The sequence below is a fragment of the Agromyces sp. Marseille-Q5079 genome (assembly GCF_051016555.1).
In the GTDB taxonomy this organism is placed as follows: Bacteria; Actinomycetota; Actinomycetes; order Actinomycetales; family Microbacteriaceae; genus Agromyces.
In genome coordinates, this window is record NZ_JBPEJF010000007.1 from 20,100 (window position 1) to 38,894 (window position 18,795).

General features: G+C 71.7%; 18 protein-coding genes. 9 read left to right on the forward strand and 9 right to left on the reverse strand.

Going from position 1 to position 18,795, the window contains the following annotated elements; translation table 11 throughout:
• Positions 1–3: 3 nt before the first annotated feature.
• Together ACR3IO_RS15075 and ACR3IO_RS15080 are read right to left on the reverse strand one after the other, a co-directional pair.
• Positions 4–513 carry a hypothetical protein gene (locus ACR3IO_RS15075; protein WP_434072036.1) on the reverse strand — a complete coding sequence of 170 codons (510 nt, stop codon included), beginning with the start codon at positions 511–513 and terminating at the stop codon, positions 4–6.
• 96 nt (positions 514–609) lie between these two features.
• Positions 610–1,104: a pyridoxamine 5'-phosphate oxidase family protein gene (locus ACR3IO_RS15080; protein ID WP_434072037.1), complete on the reverse strand. Its 495-nt coding sequence runs from the start codon at positions 1,102–1,104 to the stop codon at positions 610–612.
• A 127-nt stretch (positions 1,105–1,231) separates the two neighbouring features.
• Here ACR3IO_RS15080 and ACR3IO_RS15085 point away from each other — a divergent pair, with 127 nt between their 5' ends.
• The 3 genes from ACR3IO_RS15085 to ACR3IO_RS15095 all read left to right on the forward strand — a co-directional run bounded on the left by ACR3IO_RS15085 (position 1,232) and on the right by ACR3IO_RS15095 (position 4,077).
• The gene (locus ACR3IO_RS15085; RefSeq protein ID WP_434072038.1) at positions 1,232–1,840 is read left to right on the forward strand and encodes a TetR/AcrR family transcriptional regulator; all 609 of its coding nucleotides are present in this window, start codon (positions 1,232–1,234) and stop codon (positions 1,838–1,840) included.
• A gap of 184 nt (positions 1,841–2,024) precedes the next feature.
• Positions 2,025–2,948, forward strand: coding sequence for a 2-hydroxyacid dehydrogenase (locus tag ACR3IO_RS15090; RefSeq protein WP_434072039.1), 924 nt, complete (start codon positions 2,025–2,027; stop codon positions 2,946–2,948).
• Positions 2,949–3,105: 157 nt separating this feature from the next.
• Positions 3,106–4,077, forward strand: a complete 972-nt coding sequence (locus tag ACR3IO_RS15095; RefSeq protein WP_434072040.1) for a serine hydrolase domain-containing protein — start codon at positions 3,106–3,108, stop codon at positions 4,075–4,077.
• 4 nt (positions 4,078–4,081) lie between these two features.
• On the opposite strand, the gene ACR3IO_RS15100 is transcribed toward ACR3IO_RS15095, so the two are convergent.
• The 3 genes from ACR3IO_RS15100 to ACR3IO_RS15110 all read right to left on the reverse strand — a co-directional run bounded on the left by ACR3IO_RS15100 (position 4,082) and on the right by ACR3IO_RS15110 (position 7,739).
• Positions 4,082–5,758: an alpha/beta hydrolase gene (locus ACR3IO_RS15100; protein WP_434072041.1), complete on the reverse strand. Its 1,677-nt coding sequence runs from the start codon at positions 5,756–5,758 to the stop codon at positions 4,082–4,084.
• 100 nt (positions 5,759–5,858) lie between these two features.
• Positions 5,859–6,830, reverse strand: coding sequence for an aldo/keto reductase (locus ACR3IO_RS15105; protein ID WP_434072042.1), 972 nt, complete (start codon positions 6,828–6,830; stop codon positions 5,859–5,861).
• Positions 6,831–6,962: 132 nt separating this feature from the next.
• On the reverse strand, positions 6,963–7,739 hold the full coding sequence (locus ACR3IO_RS15110) for an IclR family transcriptional regulator (protein ID WP_434072043.1): 777 nt from the start codon (positions 7,737–7,739) through the stop codon (positions 6,963–6,965).
• 228 nt (positions 7,740–7,967) lie between these two features.
• Here ACR3IO_RS15110 and ACR3IO_RS15115 point away from each other — a divergent pair, with 228 nt between their 5' ends.
• Positions 7,968–8,558: a DJ-1/PfpI family protein gene (locus ACR3IO_RS15115; protein WP_434072044.1), complete on the forward strand. Its 591-nt coding sequence runs from the start codon at positions 7,968–7,970 to the stop codon at positions 8,556–8,558.
• Between the two features lie 37 nt (positions 8,559–8,595).
• Here ACR3IO_RS15115 and ACR3IO_RS15120 read toward each other — a convergent pair whose 3' ends face one another.
• Positions 8,596–9,090 carry a DUF1707 SHOCT-like domain-containing protein gene (locus ACR3IO_RS15120; RefSeq protein WP_434072045.1) on the reverse strand — a complete coding sequence of 165 codons (495 nt, stop codon included), beginning with the start codon at positions 9,088–9,090 and terminating at the stop codon, positions 8,596–8,598.
• A gap of 134 nt (positions 9,091–9,224) precedes the next feature.
• Here ACR3IO_RS15120 and ACR3IO_RS15125 point away from each other — a divergent pair, with 134 nt between their 5' ends.
• From ACR3IO_RS15125 to ACR3IO_RS15140, 4 genes are all read left to right on the forward strand, one after another.
• The gene (locus ACR3IO_RS15125) at positions 9,225–10,358 is read left to right on the forward strand and encodes an NYN domain-containing protein (protein ID WP_434072046.1); all 1,134 of its coding nucleotides are present in this window, start codon (positions 9,225–9,227) and stop codon (positions 10,356–10,358) included.
• Positions 10,359–10,639: 281 nt separating this feature from the next.
• Positions 10,640–13,933 (forward strand): discoidin domain-containing protein, encoded by a 3,294-nt coding sequence (locus tag ACR3IO_RS15130; RefSeq protein ID WP_434072047.1) that lies wholly within the window; start codon positions 10,640–10,642, stop codon positions 13,931–13,933.
• A 139-nt stretch (positions 13,934–14,072) separates the two neighbouring features.
• On the forward strand, positions 14,073–14,858 hold the full coding sequence (locus ACR3IO_RS15135) for a FadR/GntR family transcriptional regulator (RefSeq protein ID WP_434072048.1): 786 nt from the start codon (positions 14,073–14,075) through the stop codon (positions 14,856–14,858).
• Between the two features lie 32 nt (positions 14,859–14,890).
• Positions 14,891–16,285 carry an alpha-hydroxy acid oxidase gene (locus tag ACR3IO_RS15140; protein WP_434072049.1) on the forward strand — a complete coding sequence of 465 codons (1,395 nt, stop codon included), beginning with the start codon at positions 14,891–14,893 and terminating at the stop codon, positions 16,283–16,285.
• 163 nt (positions 16,286–16,448) lie between these two features.
• Here ACR3IO_RS15140 and ACR3IO_RS15145 read toward each other — a convergent pair whose 3' ends face one another.
• Positions 16,449–17,030: a dihydrofolate reductase family protein gene (locus ACR3IO_RS15145; RefSeq protein ID WP_434072050.1), complete on the reverse strand. Its 582-nt coding sequence runs from the start codon at positions 17,028–17,030 to the stop codon at positions 16,449–16,451.
• 75 nt (positions 17,031–17,105) lie between these two features.
• On the opposite strand from ACR3IO_RS15145, the gene ACR3IO_RS15150 reads away from it, so the two are divergent.
• On the forward strand, positions 17,106–17,705 hold the full coding sequence (locus tag ACR3IO_RS15150) for a TetR/AcrR family transcriptional regulator (RefSeq protein ID WP_434072051.1): 600 nt from the start codon (positions 17,106–17,108) through the stop codon (positions 17,703–17,705).
• A 76-nt stretch (positions 17,706–17,781) separates the two neighbouring features.
• On the opposite strand, the gene ACR3IO_RS15155 is transcribed toward ACR3IO_RS15150, so the two are convergent.
• Both ACR3IO_RS15155 and ACR3IO_RS15160 read right to left on the reverse strand, forming a co-directional pair.
• Positions 17,782–18,129 carry a hypothetical protein gene (locus ACR3IO_RS15155; RefSeq protein WP_434072052.1) on the reverse strand — a complete coding sequence of 116 codons (348 nt, stop codon included), beginning with the start codon at positions 18,127–18,129 and terminating at the stop codon, positions 17,782–17,784.
• Positions 18,130–18,148: 19 nt separating this feature from the next.
• Positions 18,149–18,589: a hypothetical protein gene (locus ACR3IO_RS15160; protein ID WP_434072053.1), complete on the reverse strand. Its 441-nt coding sequence runs from the start codon at positions 18,587–18,589 to the stop codon at positions 18,149–18,151.
• Positions 18,590–18,795: the final 206 nt, after the last annotated feature.

Genomic DNA, 18,795 nt, shown 5'->3' on the forward strand with positions numbered 1-18,795 from the left:
GGGTCAGTGGCCGTGCGCGGCGAGCTGGATCAGCACGACGCTGAGCCCGACCGCCATGAGCGCGACGAGCGCGACGAACTGCTTCCACCACGGCGCATGCGTGCGTCGCACGCCGAGGTAGGCGATCACGCCGAGCGTCACGACGTACACGATCGAGACGATGCGCAGCGCCGTCTCGAGTTCGACGAGGCCGATGGCCGCGAGCACGAGCACGACCACGGGCACGCCGGCCGAGGCGAGCGCCGAGGCAGCGATGCGCAGCATGACGCGCACCTCGTGGCCGTCGGGGAACCTCGCGTGCACGGAGAGGAACGAGATGACGTCGGCGGCCAGGCCGGCGGCCGTGATCGCGAGGATGCCGACGACGAGTTCGATCGCGACGCGACCGGCGACGAGGTGATCGACGTTCGTGACCTGCACGAGCACGATGGCGAGGCCCGTGAAGGTCGCGTAGACGCGCTCCTTCAGCGCCTCGGCGCGCACGTTCTCGGGCTTCACCCGATGGTCGTCCACTGCGCCCCCGACGCTTGCGTCGTGCTGGCCTCCGGAACTGGATCCGGCCCCCGCGTCATCCATGAGCGCTACGGTATCAGCCAGTGCGCCGCGAGGTCAGGCGTAGACGGATGCCGCGCGCACGCGCCCCTGGGCCTGCTCGGTGTCGCGCATGCCCATCGCCGAGACGCCGACGCCGTACGTGACGAAGTCGCCCGTCGGGCGAACGCCGATGCCGACGATTCGGCCGTGCTCCTCGCCGTCGGACACGTCGAGGCCGTGCAGCAATGCGTCGCGCACGTGCTCGGGCATCTCGGCGAGCGACACGACCTCGGCCTCGCCGGCGAACGTGACGGTCGCGGCCGGGATCTTGATCCACGGCAGGAGCGGCACCCGCTTCGCGATGGGCACCGTCACGCCGACCGCCGGGTTGGCGGAGATGTGCCTCGTCTTCCACGCCCGGTCGTGGGTGGTGAACCAGAGCCGCTCGTCGTGCACGGCGTGCATGACGCCGGCGGTGCGCGCCTCGCCGCGCGCGGTCACCATGCCGATGACCATGAAGTTCTCGGCGGTGATCGCCTTCCAGACGTCGCCGCGGGTGATGTCGACCATGTCGAACCTCCATCGCTTTACAATGCAAAGCGAGTGTACGAGCGAGGACTTTACAATGTCAAGCATCCGTTCGCAGCACGTGCGGCACTTGCCCGAAGCCCGTTCGAGAACGACGATGGGAACCACGATGACGGACACCATCCCCACGGGGGCGCCTGGGCGCGCAGCCCTGCTCCGCGCCATGGAGGAGCTCGCACGCGAGCAGGGGGTCAACGGCGTCGGCCTCCGCGAGGTCGCCCGCCGGGCCGGCCTGTCGCACGCCGCCCCGACGCACTTCTTCGGCAGCCGCGAGGGCATGATCCGCGCGCTCGCGCTCGAGGGCCTCGCGCTGCTCGACGACGAGCTCTGCACCGCCCAGGAACGCGCCGCGCACCTGCCCGGGCGCGAACGACTCGTCCAGGACTCGCTCGAGTTCGTGGCGTTCGCCCAGCGCAACCCGGCCCACTTCGACGCGATGTTCCGCACGCCGAGCATCGCGCACGGCGACGACACCCTCGACCGGGCCAGGCTCGCGGCCCTCGGCGGCCTGCGCGCGCTCGTCGTCGAGGTGCATGCGGCCGGCGACATCACGGGCGACGTCGAGACCACGTTCCTGCAGCTCTGCGCCATGAGCCACGGCATCGCCTCGCTCGCGGTCGACGGCCTGCTGCACGGCTTCGACGAGCTCGCGCCGAGCGACGGCGCCATGGACGTCGCCGAGCGCATCATCCGCGCCCAGGTCGAGCAGCTCCCGTGAGGGCTGGCGTGAGGGCCCCTGTGAGGGCTGCCGTGGGCGTCACGCCCCGACGACCCCTCCGTCGTGCAGGAGATCGGGCCCCATCCCCGCTCACAGCCGGGATGCCACCTGATCTCCTGCACCACGTGGGAGCTGACCACGACGTGACGGATGCCGCGCGCGAGCGCTCTGAGAGGATCGAAGGATGACCGACCGACTGCTCGTGTCCCTGCCCGGCGCTACCCTCCGCGACGCGGTCGGCGAACTGCCCGAGGGCGTCGACGTCGTGCTGTGGGACCTGACCGGCCCGGCACCCGCCGACCACCTCGACCTCGTCGTGCCGCCGTACATGGGCGCCTCGGCGAAGCTCGGCGCGCTCGCGGGCGTCACCACGCGCCTCGTGCAGTCGCAGTCGATCGGGTACGACGACGTCGCGGCGGCGCTGCCGCCCGGCCACGTCTATGCGAACGCGGCATCCGTGCACGAGACCTCGACCGCCGAACTCACGCTCGCCCTCGTGCTCGCGGCCCAGCGCGGCATCCCCGACTTCGTGCGCGCGGCGAGCGAGGGCCGGTGGGCGCCCGCCCGCCACGCGAGCCTCGCCGACCGCCGCGTGCTGCTCGTCGGCTACGGCGGCGTGGGCCAGGCCATCGAGGAGCGCCTGCTGCCGTTCGAGGTCGAGGTCACCCGCGTCGCGAGCCGCGCGCGCGACGACGAGCGCGGCCGTATCCACGGCATCGACGAGCTGCCCGACCTGCTGCCCGACGCCGACATCGTCATCGTCGGCGTGCCGCTGACCGACGACACGACGGAGCTCGTCGACGATGCGTTCCTGTCGGCGCTGCCCGACGGTGCGCTCGTCGTGAACATCGCGCGCGGCCGGGTGGCCGACACCGACGCGATCCTCGACCACGCGAGCCGGGGGCGCCTCCGCTTCGCCCTCGACGTCACCGAGCCCGAGCCGCTGCCCGACGGACATCCGCTCTTCGCCCTGCCGAACGTGCTCGTCTCGCCCCACGTCGGCGGCGCCTCGACCGCGATGATGCCCCGCATGGCCCGCCTCGTGCGCGACCAGGTCGAGCGGATGCTCCGCGGCGACGAACCGCGCAACGTCGTGCTGCGCAGCTGAGCCCCGCGGCCGGCCCGCCGCGATGCCGGTGCAGGAGATCGGGCGGCATCCCCGCCTGTGCGGCACAGGCCTCCCGATCTCCTGCATTCCGGATCACCCGCACCCGCACCCGCACCCCCACCCGCACCCACCTGCTCGCACACCCCGGAAGGATCGCATGTCCTACTTCGACCACGCCCTCGCCTGGACCCGCCGCCACGTCGAGCAGGGCCCGATGCCTTCGGCCGTGCTGGGCATCGCCACCGCCGACGGCACCGTCGTGCTCGAGGCGTTCGGCGCGGCATCCGTCGACGACCACTACCCGCTGTTCTCGGTGACGAAGCCGATCGTCGGGCTGGCGGCCCTGCACCAGGTCGAGCAGGGGCGGCTCACGCCCGACACCCCGCTGACCGACGCGGTGCCGGAGTTCGGCGCCGGGCGCGACGACGTCGTGCGGCTGCGGCACCTCGTCAGCCACACGTCGGGCATCGTCGAGCCGGCCATGGACGACCCGCAGGGCCTGCGTCGCGGCCTGCTCGAGCCCGGCCGCGACTTCGCCGCGGGCACGGCCAGCCGGTACTCGACGATCGCGTTCGAGGGCGTCGCGGCGCTCATCGAGCACGCCTCGGGCGCGCCGTGGGAGCACTCCGTCGCGAAGGTCGGCGAGCGCGTCGGCGCCACGGGCTTCACGTTCGACGCCGACGCCAGCCCGCACGATCCCATCGAGGCCGCCGAGCAGGGCCTCGACTACGCGAGGTTCGCCGCCCAGCGGCATCCGGGCGCCGGTCTCCTGGGTCGTGCAGAAGACCTGCTGGCCGTCGGCAGCGCGCTGCTCCGCGACGACGGGTCGCTCGTCTCCCGCGTCACGACGGCGGCCATGCTGCGGCCGCTCACCGCGGGGTTGCCGAAGCTGGAGCCCTACACTGCGTCGCGCGGCCAGGACTGGGGCTTCACGTGGAACCTGCGGCACTCGGCGCCCGGGCTGCTCGCGAGCGACACGTTCGGCCACGGCGGCTGGGCCGGCACCGAGTTCGGGATCACGCCCTCGCTCGGCATCTGCTTCGTGCTGCTCACGAACGTCGGAGGCGGCATCGGGCGCTACGGCGTCGACGTCGACGAACTGCACAACGCCGTGGCCGCGGGAGCCTGAGCGGCTACTCGCTGACGCTGCCGACGGGCTGCACCTCCGCGTACCCCTCGAGCACGCCCTGGACGCGCGCGAGCGCCGCGTCGTCGAGGCCGCCGTCGCCGGTGATCGCCTGCCAGCCGTCGAGCACCACGTCGCCGTAGTTGTGGCCGTGGCTGGCGGGCACGCTCTCACCCATGAACATGTCGATGACGACCTGCAGTGCGGTCACGGCGGGAATCCACCGCATCGAGTCGCTGACCTCATCGGCGCGCTCCTCGGGCGTCAGCCAATCGGGCTCGGCCCAGATCAGCTCGAGGCCGAGCCAGGTGACCGGGTCGTTCGCGTGCTGCAGGTACGCGACGCGGGGTGCGGCCCAGTCCGGTCCGAGCGCGTGGAAGTCGCCGGGCACCGACAGCCAGCGCACCTCGCGGCCGCCGTCGACGACGGGCTGCCACTGCGGGCTGCCCGCGTCGCGCCCCTCGGTGAGCTCGCGCCACATCGTCGCGCCGTTCGGACTGCCGACGAGGAGCGCGCCCCCGGTGTTCGCGCGCAGGTCGTCGAGGCCGTCGAACGCCTCCTGCGTGCCGTGCGCGCCGAGGCTCAGGCCGTAGACCACGAGCTGCGGACGCGTCGCCTCTGGCAGGGTCTCCCACTTCGCCTGCACGGCGTCGAACAGCGCGACGGATGACGCGACCGGCGCATCGGGGTCGAAGACGAACGACACCCAGCTCGGCGTGTACGCGTACTGCATCGACACGATCGCGGTGTCGCCGCCGTGGAGGTACTCGACGGCGTCGACGGCCTGGGGCTCCAGCCACCCGGAGCCGGTCGTCGTGGCGACCACGAGCACGTCGCGCTCGAACGCGCCGGTGCGCTCGAGTTCGCGCACCGCGATGGCGGCGCGTTCCTCGACGGTCGGTGCGTTCGCCTGGCCGACGTAGACCCGCACGGGCTCCAGCGCGGGCCTGCCGGTGAGCTCCTCGATGTCGGCGGCCTTCGGACCGCCGCCGAGGAAGGCGGTGCCGTGCCGACCCACGAGATCCCATTCGACCTCGGAGTCGGGTCCCGCCGAGCGGAAGGCGCTCATCGGCTCGGTGACCCACGGCGCGGCCGGGCCGTTGTTCGCGAGGTAGAGGCGGTCGAGGCCGAACATCACGACGGAGACGACCACGACCGTCGAGCCGACGACGATCGCGGTGGCGATCGTCGAGCCCCATCCCCGGCCGAGCCGGGCCGAGAGGCGGGTGCCGAGCCGCCGCACGGCGCGGGCGAGGGCGAGGCCGATGAGCACGACCGGCACGAAGCCGGCGAAGAAGAGCAGGCCGTCGAACCCGTCGATCTCGGGAAGCTCGACCGTGGTGCGCACCTCGTTCTGCCATCCGACCGAGGCGAAGCCGAGCACGATCGTGAGCAGCACGGCGACCCCGATGTACACCCACCAGGCGATGCGTCGCCCCTCGGGCGTCGGACGCCATCGCACGAAGCGGAGCACCAGCCACCACACGCCGACCCCGACCCCGTACCCGATGAGGAACGCGAACGCGGTGATGATCCCTTGGAACAGCGCCGGACGCGGCAGCAGCGAAGGGGTCATCGAGAGTGCGGCCGCGAGCAGTCCGACGAGAGCGCCTCCCGGGTCGAGCCTCCACCAGCGAGCGTGCACGCAGACCCCCATCCCGCCGTCGCGCTCGGGCGACGTCACCGCATCATGGCACGCGGCCGACGCCGGACCGCGGCGACACCGCCCTCCGCGTGCCGTGTCGCCGCGTCGCCACGTTCGCCCGGGGTCACCCGCGATCGACTCAGGCCGAGGCGGCCGCGAGCGCGGCGAGCTCCTCGCCCGTCAGCTCGAGCGTGATCGACGCGAGCAGGTCGCCCAACTGGTCGACGCTGCGGGCGCTGGCGATGGGCGCGACGACCGTCGGCTGCTGTCGGAGCCACGCGAGCGAGACCGAGGCGACGGATGCCCCGTGCGCGGCGGCGACCTCGTCGAGCGCGGAGAGCACCCGGTCGCCGCGCTCCCCGAGGTACGGCGCCGCACCGCCGGCGCGCACGCTCGCGCCCTCGGCGGCGACATCCGCCTGGGAGCGGTACTTGCCGGCGAGGAAGCCCTTCGCGAGCGAGAAGTACGGGAAGACCGCGAGCCCCTCGCGCTCGGCGCGCTCGCGCGGGCCGTTGGTCTCGAAGTCGCGCTCGACGAGGTTGTAGTGCGGCTGCAGGGCGACCGCGCGGTGCAGGCCGTTCGCCTCGGTCACCCCGAACCACTCGTCGATGCGCTCGGGCGTGTAGTTCGAGATGCCGATCGCGCGCACCTTGCCGGCGTCGACCAGCGACGAGAAGGCCGCGACGGTCTCCTCGAGCGGCACCTCGGCGTCATCGAAGTGGGCGTAGTAGAGGTCGATGACGTCGGTGCCGAGACGCTGGAGCGACGCATCCGCCGCCGCGCGGATGTTCGCGGCCGAGAGGCCCGTGAAGTCGGGGTGCGTACTCACCTTCGTGGCGATGACGACGTCGTCGCGCGAGCCGCGCGACGCGATCCACTCGCCGATGAGGCGCTCGCTGTCGCCGCCCGTGTTGCCGGGCACCCAGGCCGAGTAGCCGTCGGCGGTGTCGACGAAGTTGCCGCCGCCGGCCGTGAACGCGTCGAGCACGGCGAACGTGGCGTCGCGGTCGGCGGTCCAGCCGAAGACGTTGGTGCCGAGCGACAGCGGCGCGATCTCGAGGTCGGATGCGCCGATGCGGGCGCGGTCGGCGGTCTGGGCGGCTTCGGTCATGGTGGCTCCTCGCAGGGTTCTCGGATGCTGGGCTCGGTGCGGGCGTACGCCTGCGGCCGACATCCGAAGCCAACCGCACCCAGCGCACGGGTGTTCCCGGATGACGCGAGATCACCGCGTGTGACGTGAGGTTCAGCCGGCGAGGCGCGCCGACACCTGCCACGCGCCCCGGCGCACCGCGCGCTCGAGCTGCGTGGACCGTGCTGCGAAGTCCTTCGCCTGCACGGAGACCGACACCGCCCCCACCGTGCGGCCCGCGGCCGAGCGCACGGGCGCCGCGATGCACGCGAGCTTCGGCAGGTACTCCTCGATCTCGACGGCGATCTGCTGCGCGCGGATCTCGTCGAGCTGGTCGTTCAGCGCCGCGGCATCCGTGATGCTCGAGGCCGTGAGGCGGCCGGGTGAGTGCCGCTCGAGGAACCGCGCGACCGCCGCGTCGTCGCGCGAGGCGAGCATGAGCTTGCCGAACGCGGTCGTGTGCGACGCCTCGGAGAATCCGACGTGCAGCTGCCCGATGCGCGGATGCGCGGCCGAGTCCTCGATGTGCGCGACGGCGATGTCGTCGCCCCGGAACACCGTGAGGTACGCCGGCGCGCCGACGGCGTCGTGCATGGCCCGCAGCACCTGGCGCACCGGATCGGTCGCGACGAGCTGGTACTGCAGCGCGCGCCCGAGCTGGTCGACCGTGCGGCCGAGGATGTAGCGGTGCTCGCCGGACTGACGCGCGAGGTAGTCCTGCTTCTGCAGGGTCGCGAGCAGGCGGTACGTGGTCGACTGGCCGAGGCCGAGCCGCCGTGCGATCTCGGCGGCGGTGAGGCCGGTGGGCGCCGCGCCCACGAGCTCGAGGATGCGCAGCACGCGCTCGGCCGACTGGATGCCCGCGCCGCCGTGGCGCTCCTCTGCGCTCATGCCCCCGATGCTACGCCCGGCCTCGGGCCCGCGGAACGGCTGCACGGCGGCGAGCGCGACGGATCGCGGGGCGTTTCGCACATAGTGCGAACGACGGGTGACACGGATGCCGCGGCGGCGCAGAGTTGGCCCCGTCGCCGCCGACCGCGGCGGCCGCCCGAGTCTCCGACCCGCGGCATCCGAACAGCTCGCCTGTACAGCGACGTGCAACCCCCGGAGGTACCCCTCATGACCAAGATCCTCATCATCACCGGCGACGCCGCTGAGACGCTCGAGGTGCTCTACCCGTACGAGCGGCTGAAGGAGGAGGGCTTCGAGGTGCACATCGGCGCGCCCGAGGTGCGCAAGCTGCAGTTCGTCGTGCACGACTTCGTCGACGGCTTCGACACCTACACCGAGAAGCTCGGCCACACCTGGCCCGCGGATGTCGCGCTCGCCGACGTCGACCCGGCCGACTACGCCGCGATCGTGATCCCCGGCGGCCGCGCGCCCGAGTACCTGCGCAACAACGAGGACGCGAAGCGCATCGTGCGCCACTTCTTCGAGGCGGATGCCCCGGTCGCGGCCACCTGCCACGGCCCGCTGCTGCTCGCGGCCGCCGGCGTGCTCGCCGGGCGAACGTCGTCGATCTACCCCGAGCTCGCGATCGACGTCGAGGTCGTCGGCGGCATCTTCGAGAACGGCGGCGGCGTGGTCGACGGCAACCTCGTCACCTCACGGGCGTGGCCCGACAACGGCACGTGGATGAAGGCGTTCCTCGGCGTGCTGGCGACCGCCGGGGTGCGCGCCGAGGGCGAGCTCGCCGCGGCATCCGCCTGACGGAGACTCGACGACGAACGGCGTCACCGTCGCGGCCTCAGCGCCCGCGGCGGCGACGCTCGTCGGAGCCGGGACCGTAGATGATGATGCCCGCGATGGGCACGAGCAGGAACCAGGCCCAGGCCCACGCCCACCCGCCGCTGAATCCGCTCACGAGGAAGAGGATGAGGGCGACGAACGGCACGAGCGCCATGATCGTCGCGCCCGCCGCACCGCCGAGCGCCCCGCCGGTGCCGTCACCCCGTCGGCGCGGCGCGGCGTAGCCCTCGTAGCCCGTGCCCGCCGCCGCGGGCGGGGTGAGCGAGCTCGCGTCATAGGCCGCCGCGGGCGTCTCGGCCGCCGGGAGGTCGGCGAACAGCGGAACGAGGTCGCCCCGCGTGACGGCCGCGCGCGTGGCGATCACCCGTTCGCTGTATTCGGCCGCCGTGAGCCGACCGGCCGAGTGCGCCTCCGCGAGGGCCGCGACGGCGGCATCGCGCTCGGCGTCGCTCAGGCGGAGCTCCGGACGATCGGGGTGGGCGTGATCGGTCATACGCCCAGTGTGGCCGAGCCTCCCGTCGCAGACCAGACCCGCGTGCCGCCGAGAGCCCGCCCGGACAGCGGCATCCGGTGCCTGCACAGGTCACGGGCGTAGCATCGGAGGCACACCCCCGATGGAAGGTCTTCATGCCCATCTCGGCAGAACCCCGCGTGGCCCTGTACTTCGACTTCGACAACATCGTGATCTCGCGCTACGACCAGCTGCACGGCGACAGCCAGTACCGACGCGACACGTCGCGCCGCAAGACGGTGACGCCCGACATCGCCGAGCGCCTCGCGCAGGCCACGGTCGACGTCGACGCCGTGCTCGACTTCGCGGCGACCTTCGGCACCATCGCCATCGCGCGCGCCTATGCGGACTGGTCGACGCCCGTGAACGCGAGCTACCGCGGCCAGCTCATCGACCGGGCGGTCGACCTCGTGCAACTGTTCCCGCTCTCGGCGACGAAGAACGGCGCCGACATCCGCCTCGCCGTCGATGCCATCGAGGACATGTTCCGCATCGACGACCTCACGCACATCGTCATCGTCGCCGGCGACTCCGACTACGTCGCCCTGGCGCAGAAGGCCAAGCGCCTCGGCCGCTACGTCGTCGGCATCGGCGTCGCGGGTGGCACGAGCCGGGCCCTCACCGCGGCCTGCGACGAGTACGCCGACTACGACGCGCTGCTCTCGACCGACGACACGGTCGACGACGAGGCCGATACCGCGACGCCGCCGGTCGCGCAGGCGACGTCCGGGCGCCGTGGCTCGAGGAGGGCGGCTCCCGCCAAGGAGTCCGTCGACGAGCCGACCGCAGCGGATGCCGCAGACGACGCTGCTGGAGACGGCGGCGCCGAGGCCGGTGCCGAGGCTGCGACGACCGCGCCGAGGCGCACGAACCGCCGGGCGAAGTCGGGCGGCACCGCGAAGGCGGCGGCCGCGGCATCCGCGCCCGAAGACGACGAGGTCATCGAGCCGGTGGCTTCCGGCCCCCGCGGTGTGCCCACGGTGGCGTTCATGCCGCCCGAGGCGGCCCCTCCGACGCGCAACCCCGGGCGCCTGCTCGTGAAGGCGCTCGAGCTGCTGCGCTCGAAGAACGACGACGAATGGCAGTCGTCGGGCGCCGTGAAGAACCAGATGATGCGCATGGACCCGTCGTTCCAGGAGCGGCGCCTCGGCTTCAGCTCGTTCACCGACTTCGTGAAGTCCCGCGGCGGCGTCGTCGAGCTCGAAGAGGGCGACTCGAACCGCATCCGCATCCGGCCCGAGAAGGACTGAGTCCGCCGCACCGCGCCACCCGCGCCGCGCCGCATACCGGAGCCGAAGCATCCCGCAGCGGGGACGCGTGTTGCGACCCCGCGTGCCGTGCGGTCGCAACACGCGTCCCCGGCAGCGCTCCCTGCCGAGTTGTCCGGACAAGCGGCGGCGCCTCTCGTGCGCCGTTCACGGGAACTTCGGGTGATCGCCCCGAGCCATACCCGTCGCGTCGGTCTACTTGCCTCCGACTGCTCCGTTCCACCGGAGCAGATGGATGCATACGGAACCGAAAGCGAGTTGAGATGAGAACGAGGATCGCCAGCGCCTGCGCGCTGCTTGCGGTCGTGGCGGGAGTGGCCCTGCCCACCACTGCCGCACAAGCCGACGAAGGACCCGACGCGCCCGCGTTCAGCCAGCCCGGCGGGCGCTACATCGGCGCCACGACCGTCGAACTCACGGCGGACCCCGGAGCGGAGATCCGCTACACGCTCGACGGCTCAGTGCCGACCGATGCGAGCGCCGAGTACACGGGCCCGATCACCATCGACGAGACCACGAACCTCGCGGCGGTGTCCATCGTCGACGGCGTGGCCTCGCCGGCCGAGATCGAGGGCTACCTCATCAAGACCGAGGAGAAGCCGCTGCTGTCGTTCTTCATGATGAGCGACGTGCACACGTCGGTGCTCGACGAGAAGAACCGCGGCATCTGGAAGAGCCACTTCGACACGATGGCGACGATCAACCCGTCGCCCGACCTGATCATCTCCAACGGCGACCAGATCAACGACAACAACTGGAACACCGCGTCCGACCACCAGGTCGTCAAGACCCTCTTCGACGAGAACCTGGACCGCCTCGGCATCCAGGACACCCCGGTGATGATGACGCACGGCAACCACGACGTCGGCAATGCCGACATGGCGAAGTACTACGGCGACTGGTTCCCCAACGCGACCGGCGGGTACTACGAGAGGAAGTTCGGTGACAGCACGTTCCTCGTGATCGACACCGAGGCCTACTCGGGTGCGCAGCGCACCTGGCTGCAGGGGCGCTTGGCCGCCTTGTCTGCAGAGCCGGACTCGCTCAACCGGCCGATCTTCGTCGTCGGCCACCGGCCCGCGACGAACACGGTGCACGACGGCGCCCAGGCCTCCAACGCGACGCTCACGACCGACCTCTCCGCGTACCCGCAGGCCGTGTACTTCTCGGGTCATTCGCACCTGAACCTGAACGACGAGCGGTCGATCTGGCAGGGCGGTTTCACTGCGGTCAACGACGGCTCCATGTCGTACACCGAGATCCCGCACGACGCGTACCAGGTCTTCGGCAACGCCCTGTGGGAAGAGGCCACGATCGCCACCGCGCAGTCGCTCTACGTCGAGGTCTACGCCGACCGCACCGAGATCGACCGCGTCAACTACGCCGCCGAGAACGAGCGAACGTACACCAATGCCCAGTGGGGCACGTACCAGTCGGGCTATCCGTTCGACAGCGCGGGCACGCTCGCCGGTCCGACGTGGACGGTCCGACTCGACGGCAGCACGCCTGCCGAGGTGCGCTCGAACTACGACTTCACCTCGGCAGCGCGCGACAACGTGGCGCCGACCTTCGACGGGACGCCCGAGCACCTCGTGGTCGACGGCGAGGACATCCTCCGCGTTCCCGCCGCGAGCGACGACGAGTCGGTCTACGGCTACGACGTACGGGTGAAGGATGCCGCGACCGGCGCGCTCGCGCTCCCCATCGCCGCCGGCAAGAAGGTACTCTCCGATTTCCAGGTCGCGCCGCGCCCCAGCATCCTGGACATCCCGCTCGCGATCCGCAACGGGCGTCAGGCCGACGCGCCGCTGGTCACCCTGACGGAGGGCACGGAGTACGTCGCCGAGGTCACCGCCGTCGACATGTACGGCAACCGGTCGCAGACGAAGTCGGTGGAGTTCGTCGGTGGAGAGGATGCCGCGGCGCTGCCCGGGCGCCTGAAGCTGTCGACCAGGGCACCCGAGGTGATTCCCGGCGAGGCGACCACGGTCACCACGACCTTCACCAACCAGACGGACGCGCCGATGACCGGGGCATCCGTCTCGCTGAACGCTCCCGATGGCTGGCACGCATTCGCCGCGACCGGCTCGCAGTTCGCGGAGATCGCCGCCGGTGACGTGCGCACGACGGACTGGGTCGTCGTGCCACCGGCCGGCACCGAGGCCGGCGCCCACTCGGTGACCGCCGAGGCGACCTTCACCTCGGCTGACGGACCGGGCTCGATCAGCCGCGGTACGACGCTGACGACGATCCCCGAGGGCACGATTCCGCGCTCGCGGCTCTCGATCGCCGGCGTCTCCAGCCAGGGTGCCGACGCGTCGGAGGCAGCGACGAACGCGATCGACGGCGACCCGCAGTCGCTGTGGCACAGCCAGTACGCGATCACGCCGGCAGCGTCCTTCCCGCACTGGATCACGCTGGATCTCGGCTCCGAGTACCTGCTCGACGGCTACCGCTACCTGCCTCGCCAGGTCGGCACCAACGGCAATCTCAAGGCCTACTCGATCCACGTGTCGAGCAACGGCACCGAGTGGGGCGACCCCGTCGCAACGGGCTCGTTCTCCAGCGGCATCGACTGGAAGCAGGTCGACTTCACGGAGACGAAGGGGCGCTACATCCGACTGACCGGCCTGAATGCGCAGAACGGACTCCAGTTCGGTGCGGCAGCCGAATTGGCACCGTTGGGGCACCTCGCCTCGCAGCAGCCCGACGTGGAGGTCACGGCCACCACGGCCGCATCGGCGGGAAAGCTGACGCTGACGGTCGCCGCGACCAACCACGACACCGTCCCGGCCGACGTGAAGCTGCTCACCGCCTTCGGCGTGCAGGAGTTCGACGACGTTCAGCCGGGCAAGTCGGTCTCGCACCCGTTCCCGACCGGGGAGTCGACCGTCGACGCCGGCGTGGCGGTCGCCGAGCTCACGGCGTCGATCGGGGGCGAATCGGTGACGCGGAACGTGGTCGCCGGCTACGACGCGGCCACCGCGCCGGCGCCCGACACGACGCGTCCGCAGGTGACGCTGGTCAGCCCGACCACGGCAGGGCCGTCGCCCGAGGTCGCCGTGCAGGTCGACGCGACCGACGAGGTCGGGCTCGCCCGCATCGTCGCGAACGTCTACCGCGACGGCAAGCTCGTCAAGAGCACGCAGTCGCCGGCCACGGGCAGGAGCGGATCGCACACGGCGACCCTCACGCTCCCCGACGGCGCGTACACGCTGCGCTACAACGCGCAGGATGCTGCCGGCAACATCTCGAAGACCTCGACGTTCGACTTCACGGTCGACGCCACCGCGCCGACGGTGACGGTCAAGGACGGCGCCTCGTTCACGAGCGGCGACGCGACGGCGGGCTACGAGAAGGTCAGCTTCAAGCTCGCCGACCCGGGCAAGGTCGACCGCGTCGAGCTCAACGGCGTCGTGAAGGACCTGACCGATAACCCGTGGTCGGACCTGAACTTCGTGAAGCCCGGCGTCTTCGGCGCGGTGGCCGGCGCCAACGTGCTCATCGTTCACGATGTCGCAGGCAACACGACCCGGGTCGAGTTCGTGCTGCGGTAGCTGTCTGCGTCTCGGCACATCATCGGGCCTCTGCGCGCGATCGGACGAGTGGTCCGATCGGGCGCGGAGGCCCTTCTCCATGTGGTCTGACCACACCTGCTACTGTGGTCAGACCACATGCAGCGCGGAAGGAGCCGGCGTGACGATCGAGGCCGAGAGCCCCCGCGCCTGGCGCGCCGTGCTCGAGCACGTCGAACGGCGCCTGCTCGACGGCGACCTGCTCCCCGGCGAGCGCCTGCCGGGCGAGCGCGCCCTCGCGGCCGATCTCGGCGTGGGCCGCTCGAGCGTGCGCGAGGCCCTGCGCGTGCTCGAGGCGATGGGCCTCATCCGCACCGCGTCGGGCTCGGGCCCGAACGCCGGCGCGATCATCGTCGCCACCCCCGGCGGCGCCATGAGCGCGCTCATGCGCCTGCAGGTCGCGGCCCACGGCTTCCCGGTCGCCGACATCGTGCGCACCCGGCTCATCCTCGAGTCCGCGGTCGCGGTCGAGCTCGCCGACGCGACATCCGCCGCCGAACCCGACCTCGCCGCCGCCGAGCGCCTCCTCGACGCCATGGACTCCCCCGACCTCGCGCCCGCCGAGTTCCTCGCGCTCGACGCCGCGTTCCACCTCGCGCTGGCCGAGGCATCCGGCAACCAGGTCGTCACCGCGACCATGGCCGGCCTCCGCAGCGGCATCGAGGGCTACGCGCTCGACGGCCTCGCGCGCATCGACGACTGGCGCGCGACATCCGCTCGCCTGCGCAGCGAGCACCGCGGCGTCGTCGAGGCCATCAGGGCTGCGGATGCCGCATCCGCCCGCACCCGAATCCACGATCACATCTCGGGGTACTACGCCGAGACGTTCCCCGAGTCGGCGGCGCCCTCGCAGACGCCTCCGACTCGACGACCCACCGCCCAGCTCACCGACGTCGTCACCGCCTGACGACCGGAACCACCAGAAAGCGAGAACCGAAGATGGTCCAGCGCCAGTTCCCGAATCCCAAGGAGCTCGCCCAGCTCATGCGGTTCAAGACGCCGACCCTCGACCCGACCGATCGTCGGCTCGAGAAGGCGCTCACGATCGCCGACCTGCGCACGATCGCGAAGCGGCGCACTCCGAAGGCGGCCTTCGACTACACCGAGGGCGCCGCCGAGGGTGAGCTGTCGCTTGCGCGAGCGCGCCAGGCCTTCCAGGACGTGGAGTTCCACCCGTCGATCCTGCGCAGCGTGCCCGTGGTCGACACCACCCGCGAGGTGCTCGGCGGCACGAGCGCGCTGCCGTTCGGCATCGCACCGACCGGCTTCACCCGGCTCATGCAGACCGAGGGCGAGATCGCGGGCGCCGGCGCTGCCGGTGCGGCCGGCATCCCCTTCACGCTGTCCACGCTCGGCACCACGTCGATCGAGGCCGTGAAGGCCGCGAACCCGACCGGACGCAACTGGTTCCAGCTCTACGTCATGCGCGAGCGCGAGATCTCCTACGAGCTGACCCGCCGCGCGGCCGCGGCCGGATTCGACACCATCTTCTTCACGGTCGACACGCCCGTCGCCGGCGCGCGCCTGCGCGACAAGCGCAACGGCTTCTCCATCCCGCCGCAGCTGACGCCCGGCACCATCATCAACGCGATCCCCCGGCCCGCCTGGTGGATCAACTTCCTCACCACGCCGCCGCTCGAGTTCGCCTCGCTGAGCACCACCGGCGGCACCGTCGGCGAGCTGCTCGACTCGGCCATGGACCCGACGATCTCATTCGACGACCTCGACATCATCCGCTCGATGTGGCCGGGCAAGATCGTCGTCAAGGGCGTGCAGACCGTCGAGGACGCGAAGCTCCTCGCCGACCGCGGCGTCGACGGCGTCGTGCTCTCCAACCACGGCGGGCGCCAGCTCGACCGAGCGCCGATCCCCTTCCACCTGCTCCCGCACGTCGTGCGCGAGGTCGGCGCCGACATGGAGGTGCACGTCGACACCGGCATCATGAACGGCGCCGACATCGTGGCCTCCATCGCGCTCGGCGCGCGCTTCACGCTCATCGGCCGCGCCTACCTCTACGGCCTCATGGCCGGCGGACGCCGCGGCGTCGACCGGACCATCGCGATCCTGAAGGGCGAGGTCGAGCGCACGATGAAGCTGCTCGAGGTCGCCACGCTCGACGAGCTCGGCCCCCAGCACGTCACGCAGCTCACGCGCATGGTGCCGATCGCCCGGCCGCTGGCGGATGCCGCCGAGCAGGCGGTCGCGGCAAAGCCGAAGACCGTGCGCAACCCGCGCGCCACCACGCCGAAGCCGTCCGCCGCGACCGGCGCCGCCGCGAAGCCGAAGTCCTCGGCCACGAAGCCGCGCTCGACCGCGGGCGCTGCGAAGGCCTGAGCCCAGCAGCCGCAAGCGCCGGAGGGGCGTCGCCAGGAGATCCCGGCGACGCCCCTCCAGCGTTCCGCGGGCGCTGCAAGGGCCGGAGCCCAGCAGCCGCAGGCGCGGGAGGGGCGTCGCAAGGAGATCCCGGCGACGCCCCTCCGGCGTTCGGTCGCGGGCGCTACCCGATCGCGGGCCGGCGCACGTACTCCGAGAACACCACGCCGGTCTCGAACGCCGTCGTCGACACCTCGTCGAACTGCTCGGGCGCATACGGTCGCGCGCCGAAGAGCGGGATGCCGGCGCCGAACAGCAGCGGGTAGCGCTTCAGCACGAGCCGGTCGATCTCGCCGGCGAGGGTCGCGGCGAGCGCACCTCCGCCGCAGAGCCAGATCGATGCGCCCGGCTGCGCCTTGAGCCGCCGCACGACGTCGACGGGGTCTTCGGACGTGACCTCGAGGTTCTCGCCCTCGGCCTCGTTCGAGGCCGAGAAGACGACCTGCTGGAGGTGCCGGTAGGGACTCGTCGCCCCCATCGGCAGGCCGACGGCGTAGGTGTTCCACCCCATGAGCACGGTGTCGAACCGCGTGCCGTCCTGGCGGATTCCGAGCGCGGCGGCGAGGTCGGTCGGGATGGTGTCGGCGAACCGTTCGTTGATGGCGTCCACGTGGTCGCCCTCGATCGGGAACGCGTCGAACTCGCCGTTCGGGCCGGCGATGAATCCGTCGAGCGTGACGGCGACGTAGTACACGAGTTCTCGCATGGTGCTCCTTGTTCACAACATCTGTAGTGATTGAGAATCTACAACAGGTGTAGTGAATGCGCTAGCCTTGCTCGCATGGCCAGGAACGAGACGCGCCGTCGGGCGATCAGCGACGCCGGTCTCGCCGTGCTCGCGCAGGTCGGCTCCCGGGGGCTCACGCATCGCGCCGTCGACGAGGCGGCGGGCGTGCCGCCCGGCACCACGTCGAACTACTTCCGCACCCGGGACGCGCTCATCGCGGGGCTCGTCGATCGCATCGGCGAACGCCTCGCGCCCGCCCCCGACGATCTCGAGCGCCGCGCCTCACAGCCACCCAGCCGCGATCTCTTCGCCGACTACGTGCGCGACATCGTCCGCCGGCTCAGCGAGCACCGGGAGGTCACGATCGCGCTCCTCGAGCTCCGCCTCGAGGCGAGCCGCCGCCCCGAACTCGCCGAGGTGCTCGGCACGTGGCAGCGCGCCGGGTTCGCGGCCGATGTCGCGTTCAACGAGTCGGCCGGCCTTCCCGGAGGCGCCCGTGAGATCGCGCTCCTCCACTACGCCATCGACGGACTCATGCTCGACCGGCTCACGACGTCGATCGACCCCGAGACCTCCACCGACGAGATCGTCGACGCGCTCGTGAACGGCCTCCTGGCCGACGCATCCGACGCACCAGGTACCCCTCTGGCCTGAGCCCGGCCGCCTCGTCGACCCGAGGCGTGACCGGCGACGGACGGCGGGCTGGCGGCACGGCGGGCCGGCGGCACGCTCAGTCGGCGTCGACCAGCTCCAGCAGCTTCTTCGACGCATCGCGGATGTCGTCGTGATCGTGCTGGCCGGCCCGGCTCTCGAGCGAGATCACCGCGCACCGGTGCACCGCGCGGAAGTCGCCATAGGGGAACGAGTACGCCTCCTTTGTCTCGGGGTTCGCGTCGTCGTCGAACCCGAGGTGCCAGTGCCGGTACTCGGTCCAGCCGTGCTCCTCGATGAAGGCGTTCTCCTCGTCGGCGGTCGGCGCATGCTCGCTCCAGTCGTCGCGTTCGTCGCGCCTCACGTCGCCGTCGCGCACGAGCGAGCGCGCGTGACGCAGTGCCGTCTCGTTGAGCCTCGTCGCCATGGTCCTCCTCCGTTCCGCATCACTTGGCGGCGGCGGCGTGCTTCTCCCAGGACTTCGCGGCCGTGTCCGCCCATTTCCCGATCTTCTTGGAGGCATCGCGGCGCTGCCTGGTCGCGAGCACGAGCGCAGCCTGGGTGCGTTTCGCCGTGGCATCCGCCCGCTTGCGATCGTCGGCGTCGCCGGATGCCTCCGCACGTATCGAGGCCCCGACCAACCGCCGGGTGGCGCGGTGCGCGAGGCGCAGCGACTCGTGCGGGCGGCTCTTGCGCAGCTCGCGGGCGAGGCGCACGTCGGCCTGCGCATCGGCGGTGATCGCCGCGAACCGCTGAGCACCCGCGCGGGTCAGGCTCGCGCCCACCTTGCGGGCGTGCTTCGCCGCGCGACGCGCCTCGCGCACGGCCCGCTTCGCTTCGTGCCGCGCCTCGGCGCGGGCCCTCTCGGCTGACGACTTCAGCGACATCCGGTTCCCCCTCCGTCTGTCCCGCCAGTCTCGCACCCGGTCGGCCCATCGCGACAGGGGGTTGCGCGACGCGGGCTCGGCACACCCGGTCTGCCGACCGCGTTGCAGGAGATTCGGCTCCATCCTGCTCACCAGCGAGGATGCCGCCTGATCTCCTGCATCCGCGGATGCAGGGCGGGACCGCGCGACGACGCCCCGCCTCCCTC

Coding starts and splice junctions, on each gene's coding strand:
- ACR3IO_RS15080 (WP_434072037.1), bottom strand. CDS start 1,104: ATGGTCGACATCACCCGCGGCGACGTCTGGAAGGCGATCACCGCCGAG.
- ACR3IO_RS15085 (WP_434072038.1), top strand. CDS start 1,232: ATGACGGACACCATCCCCACGGGGGCGCCTGGGCGCGCAGCCCTGCTC.
- ACR3IO_RS15090 (WP_434072039.1), top strand. CDS start 2,025: ATGACCGACCGACTGCTCGTGTCCCTGCCCGGCGCTACCCTCCGCGAC.
- ACR3IO_RS15095 (WP_434072040.1), top strand. CDS start 3,106: ATGTCCTACTTCGACCACGCCCTCGCCTGGACCCGCCGCCACGTCGAG.
- ACR3IO_RS15105 (WP_434072042.1), bottom strand. CDS start 6,830: ATGACCGAAGCCGCCCAGACCGCCGACCGCGCCCGCATCGGCGCATCC.
- ACR3IO_RS15110 (WP_434072043.1), bottom strand. CDS start 7,739: ATGAGCGCAGAGGAGCGCCACGGCGGCGCGGGCATCCAGTCGGCCGAG.
- ACR3IO_RS15115 (WP_434072044.1), top strand. CDS start 7,968: ATGACCAAGATCCTCATCATCACCGGCGACGCCGCTGAGACGCTCGAG.
- ACR3IO_RS15120 (WP_434072045.1), bottom strand. CDS start 9,090: ATGACCGATCACGCCCACCCCGATCGTCCGGAGCTCCGCCTGAGCGAC.
- ACR3IO_RS15125 (WP_434072046.1), top strand. CDS start 9,225: ATGCCCATCTCGGCAGAACCCCGCGTGGCCCTGTACTTCGACTTCGAC.
- ACR3IO_RS15130 (WP_434072047.1), top strand. CDS start 10,640: ATGAGAACGAGGATCGCCAGCGCCTGCGCGCTGCTTGCGGTCGTGGCG.
- ACR3IO_RS15140 (WP_434072049.1), top strand. CDS start 14,891: ATGGTCCAGCGCCAGTTCCCGAATCCCAAGGAGCTCGCCCAGCTCATG.
- ACR3IO_RS15145 (WP_434072050.1), bottom strand. CDS start 17,030: ATGCGAGAACTCGTGTACTACGTCGCCGTCACGCTCGACGGATTCATC.
- ACR3IO_RS15150 (WP_434072051.1), top strand. CDS start 17,106: ATGGCCAGGAACGAGACGCGCCGTCGGGCGATCAGCGACGCCGGTCTC.
- ACR3IO_RS15155 (WP_434072052.1), bottom strand. CDS start 18,129: ATGGCGACGAGGCTCAACGAGACGGCACTGCGTCACGCGCGCTCGCTC.
- ACR3IO_RS15160 (WP_434072053.1), bottom strand. CDS start 18,589: ATGTCGCTGAAGTCGTCAGCCGAGAGGGCCCGCGCCGAGGCGCGGCAC.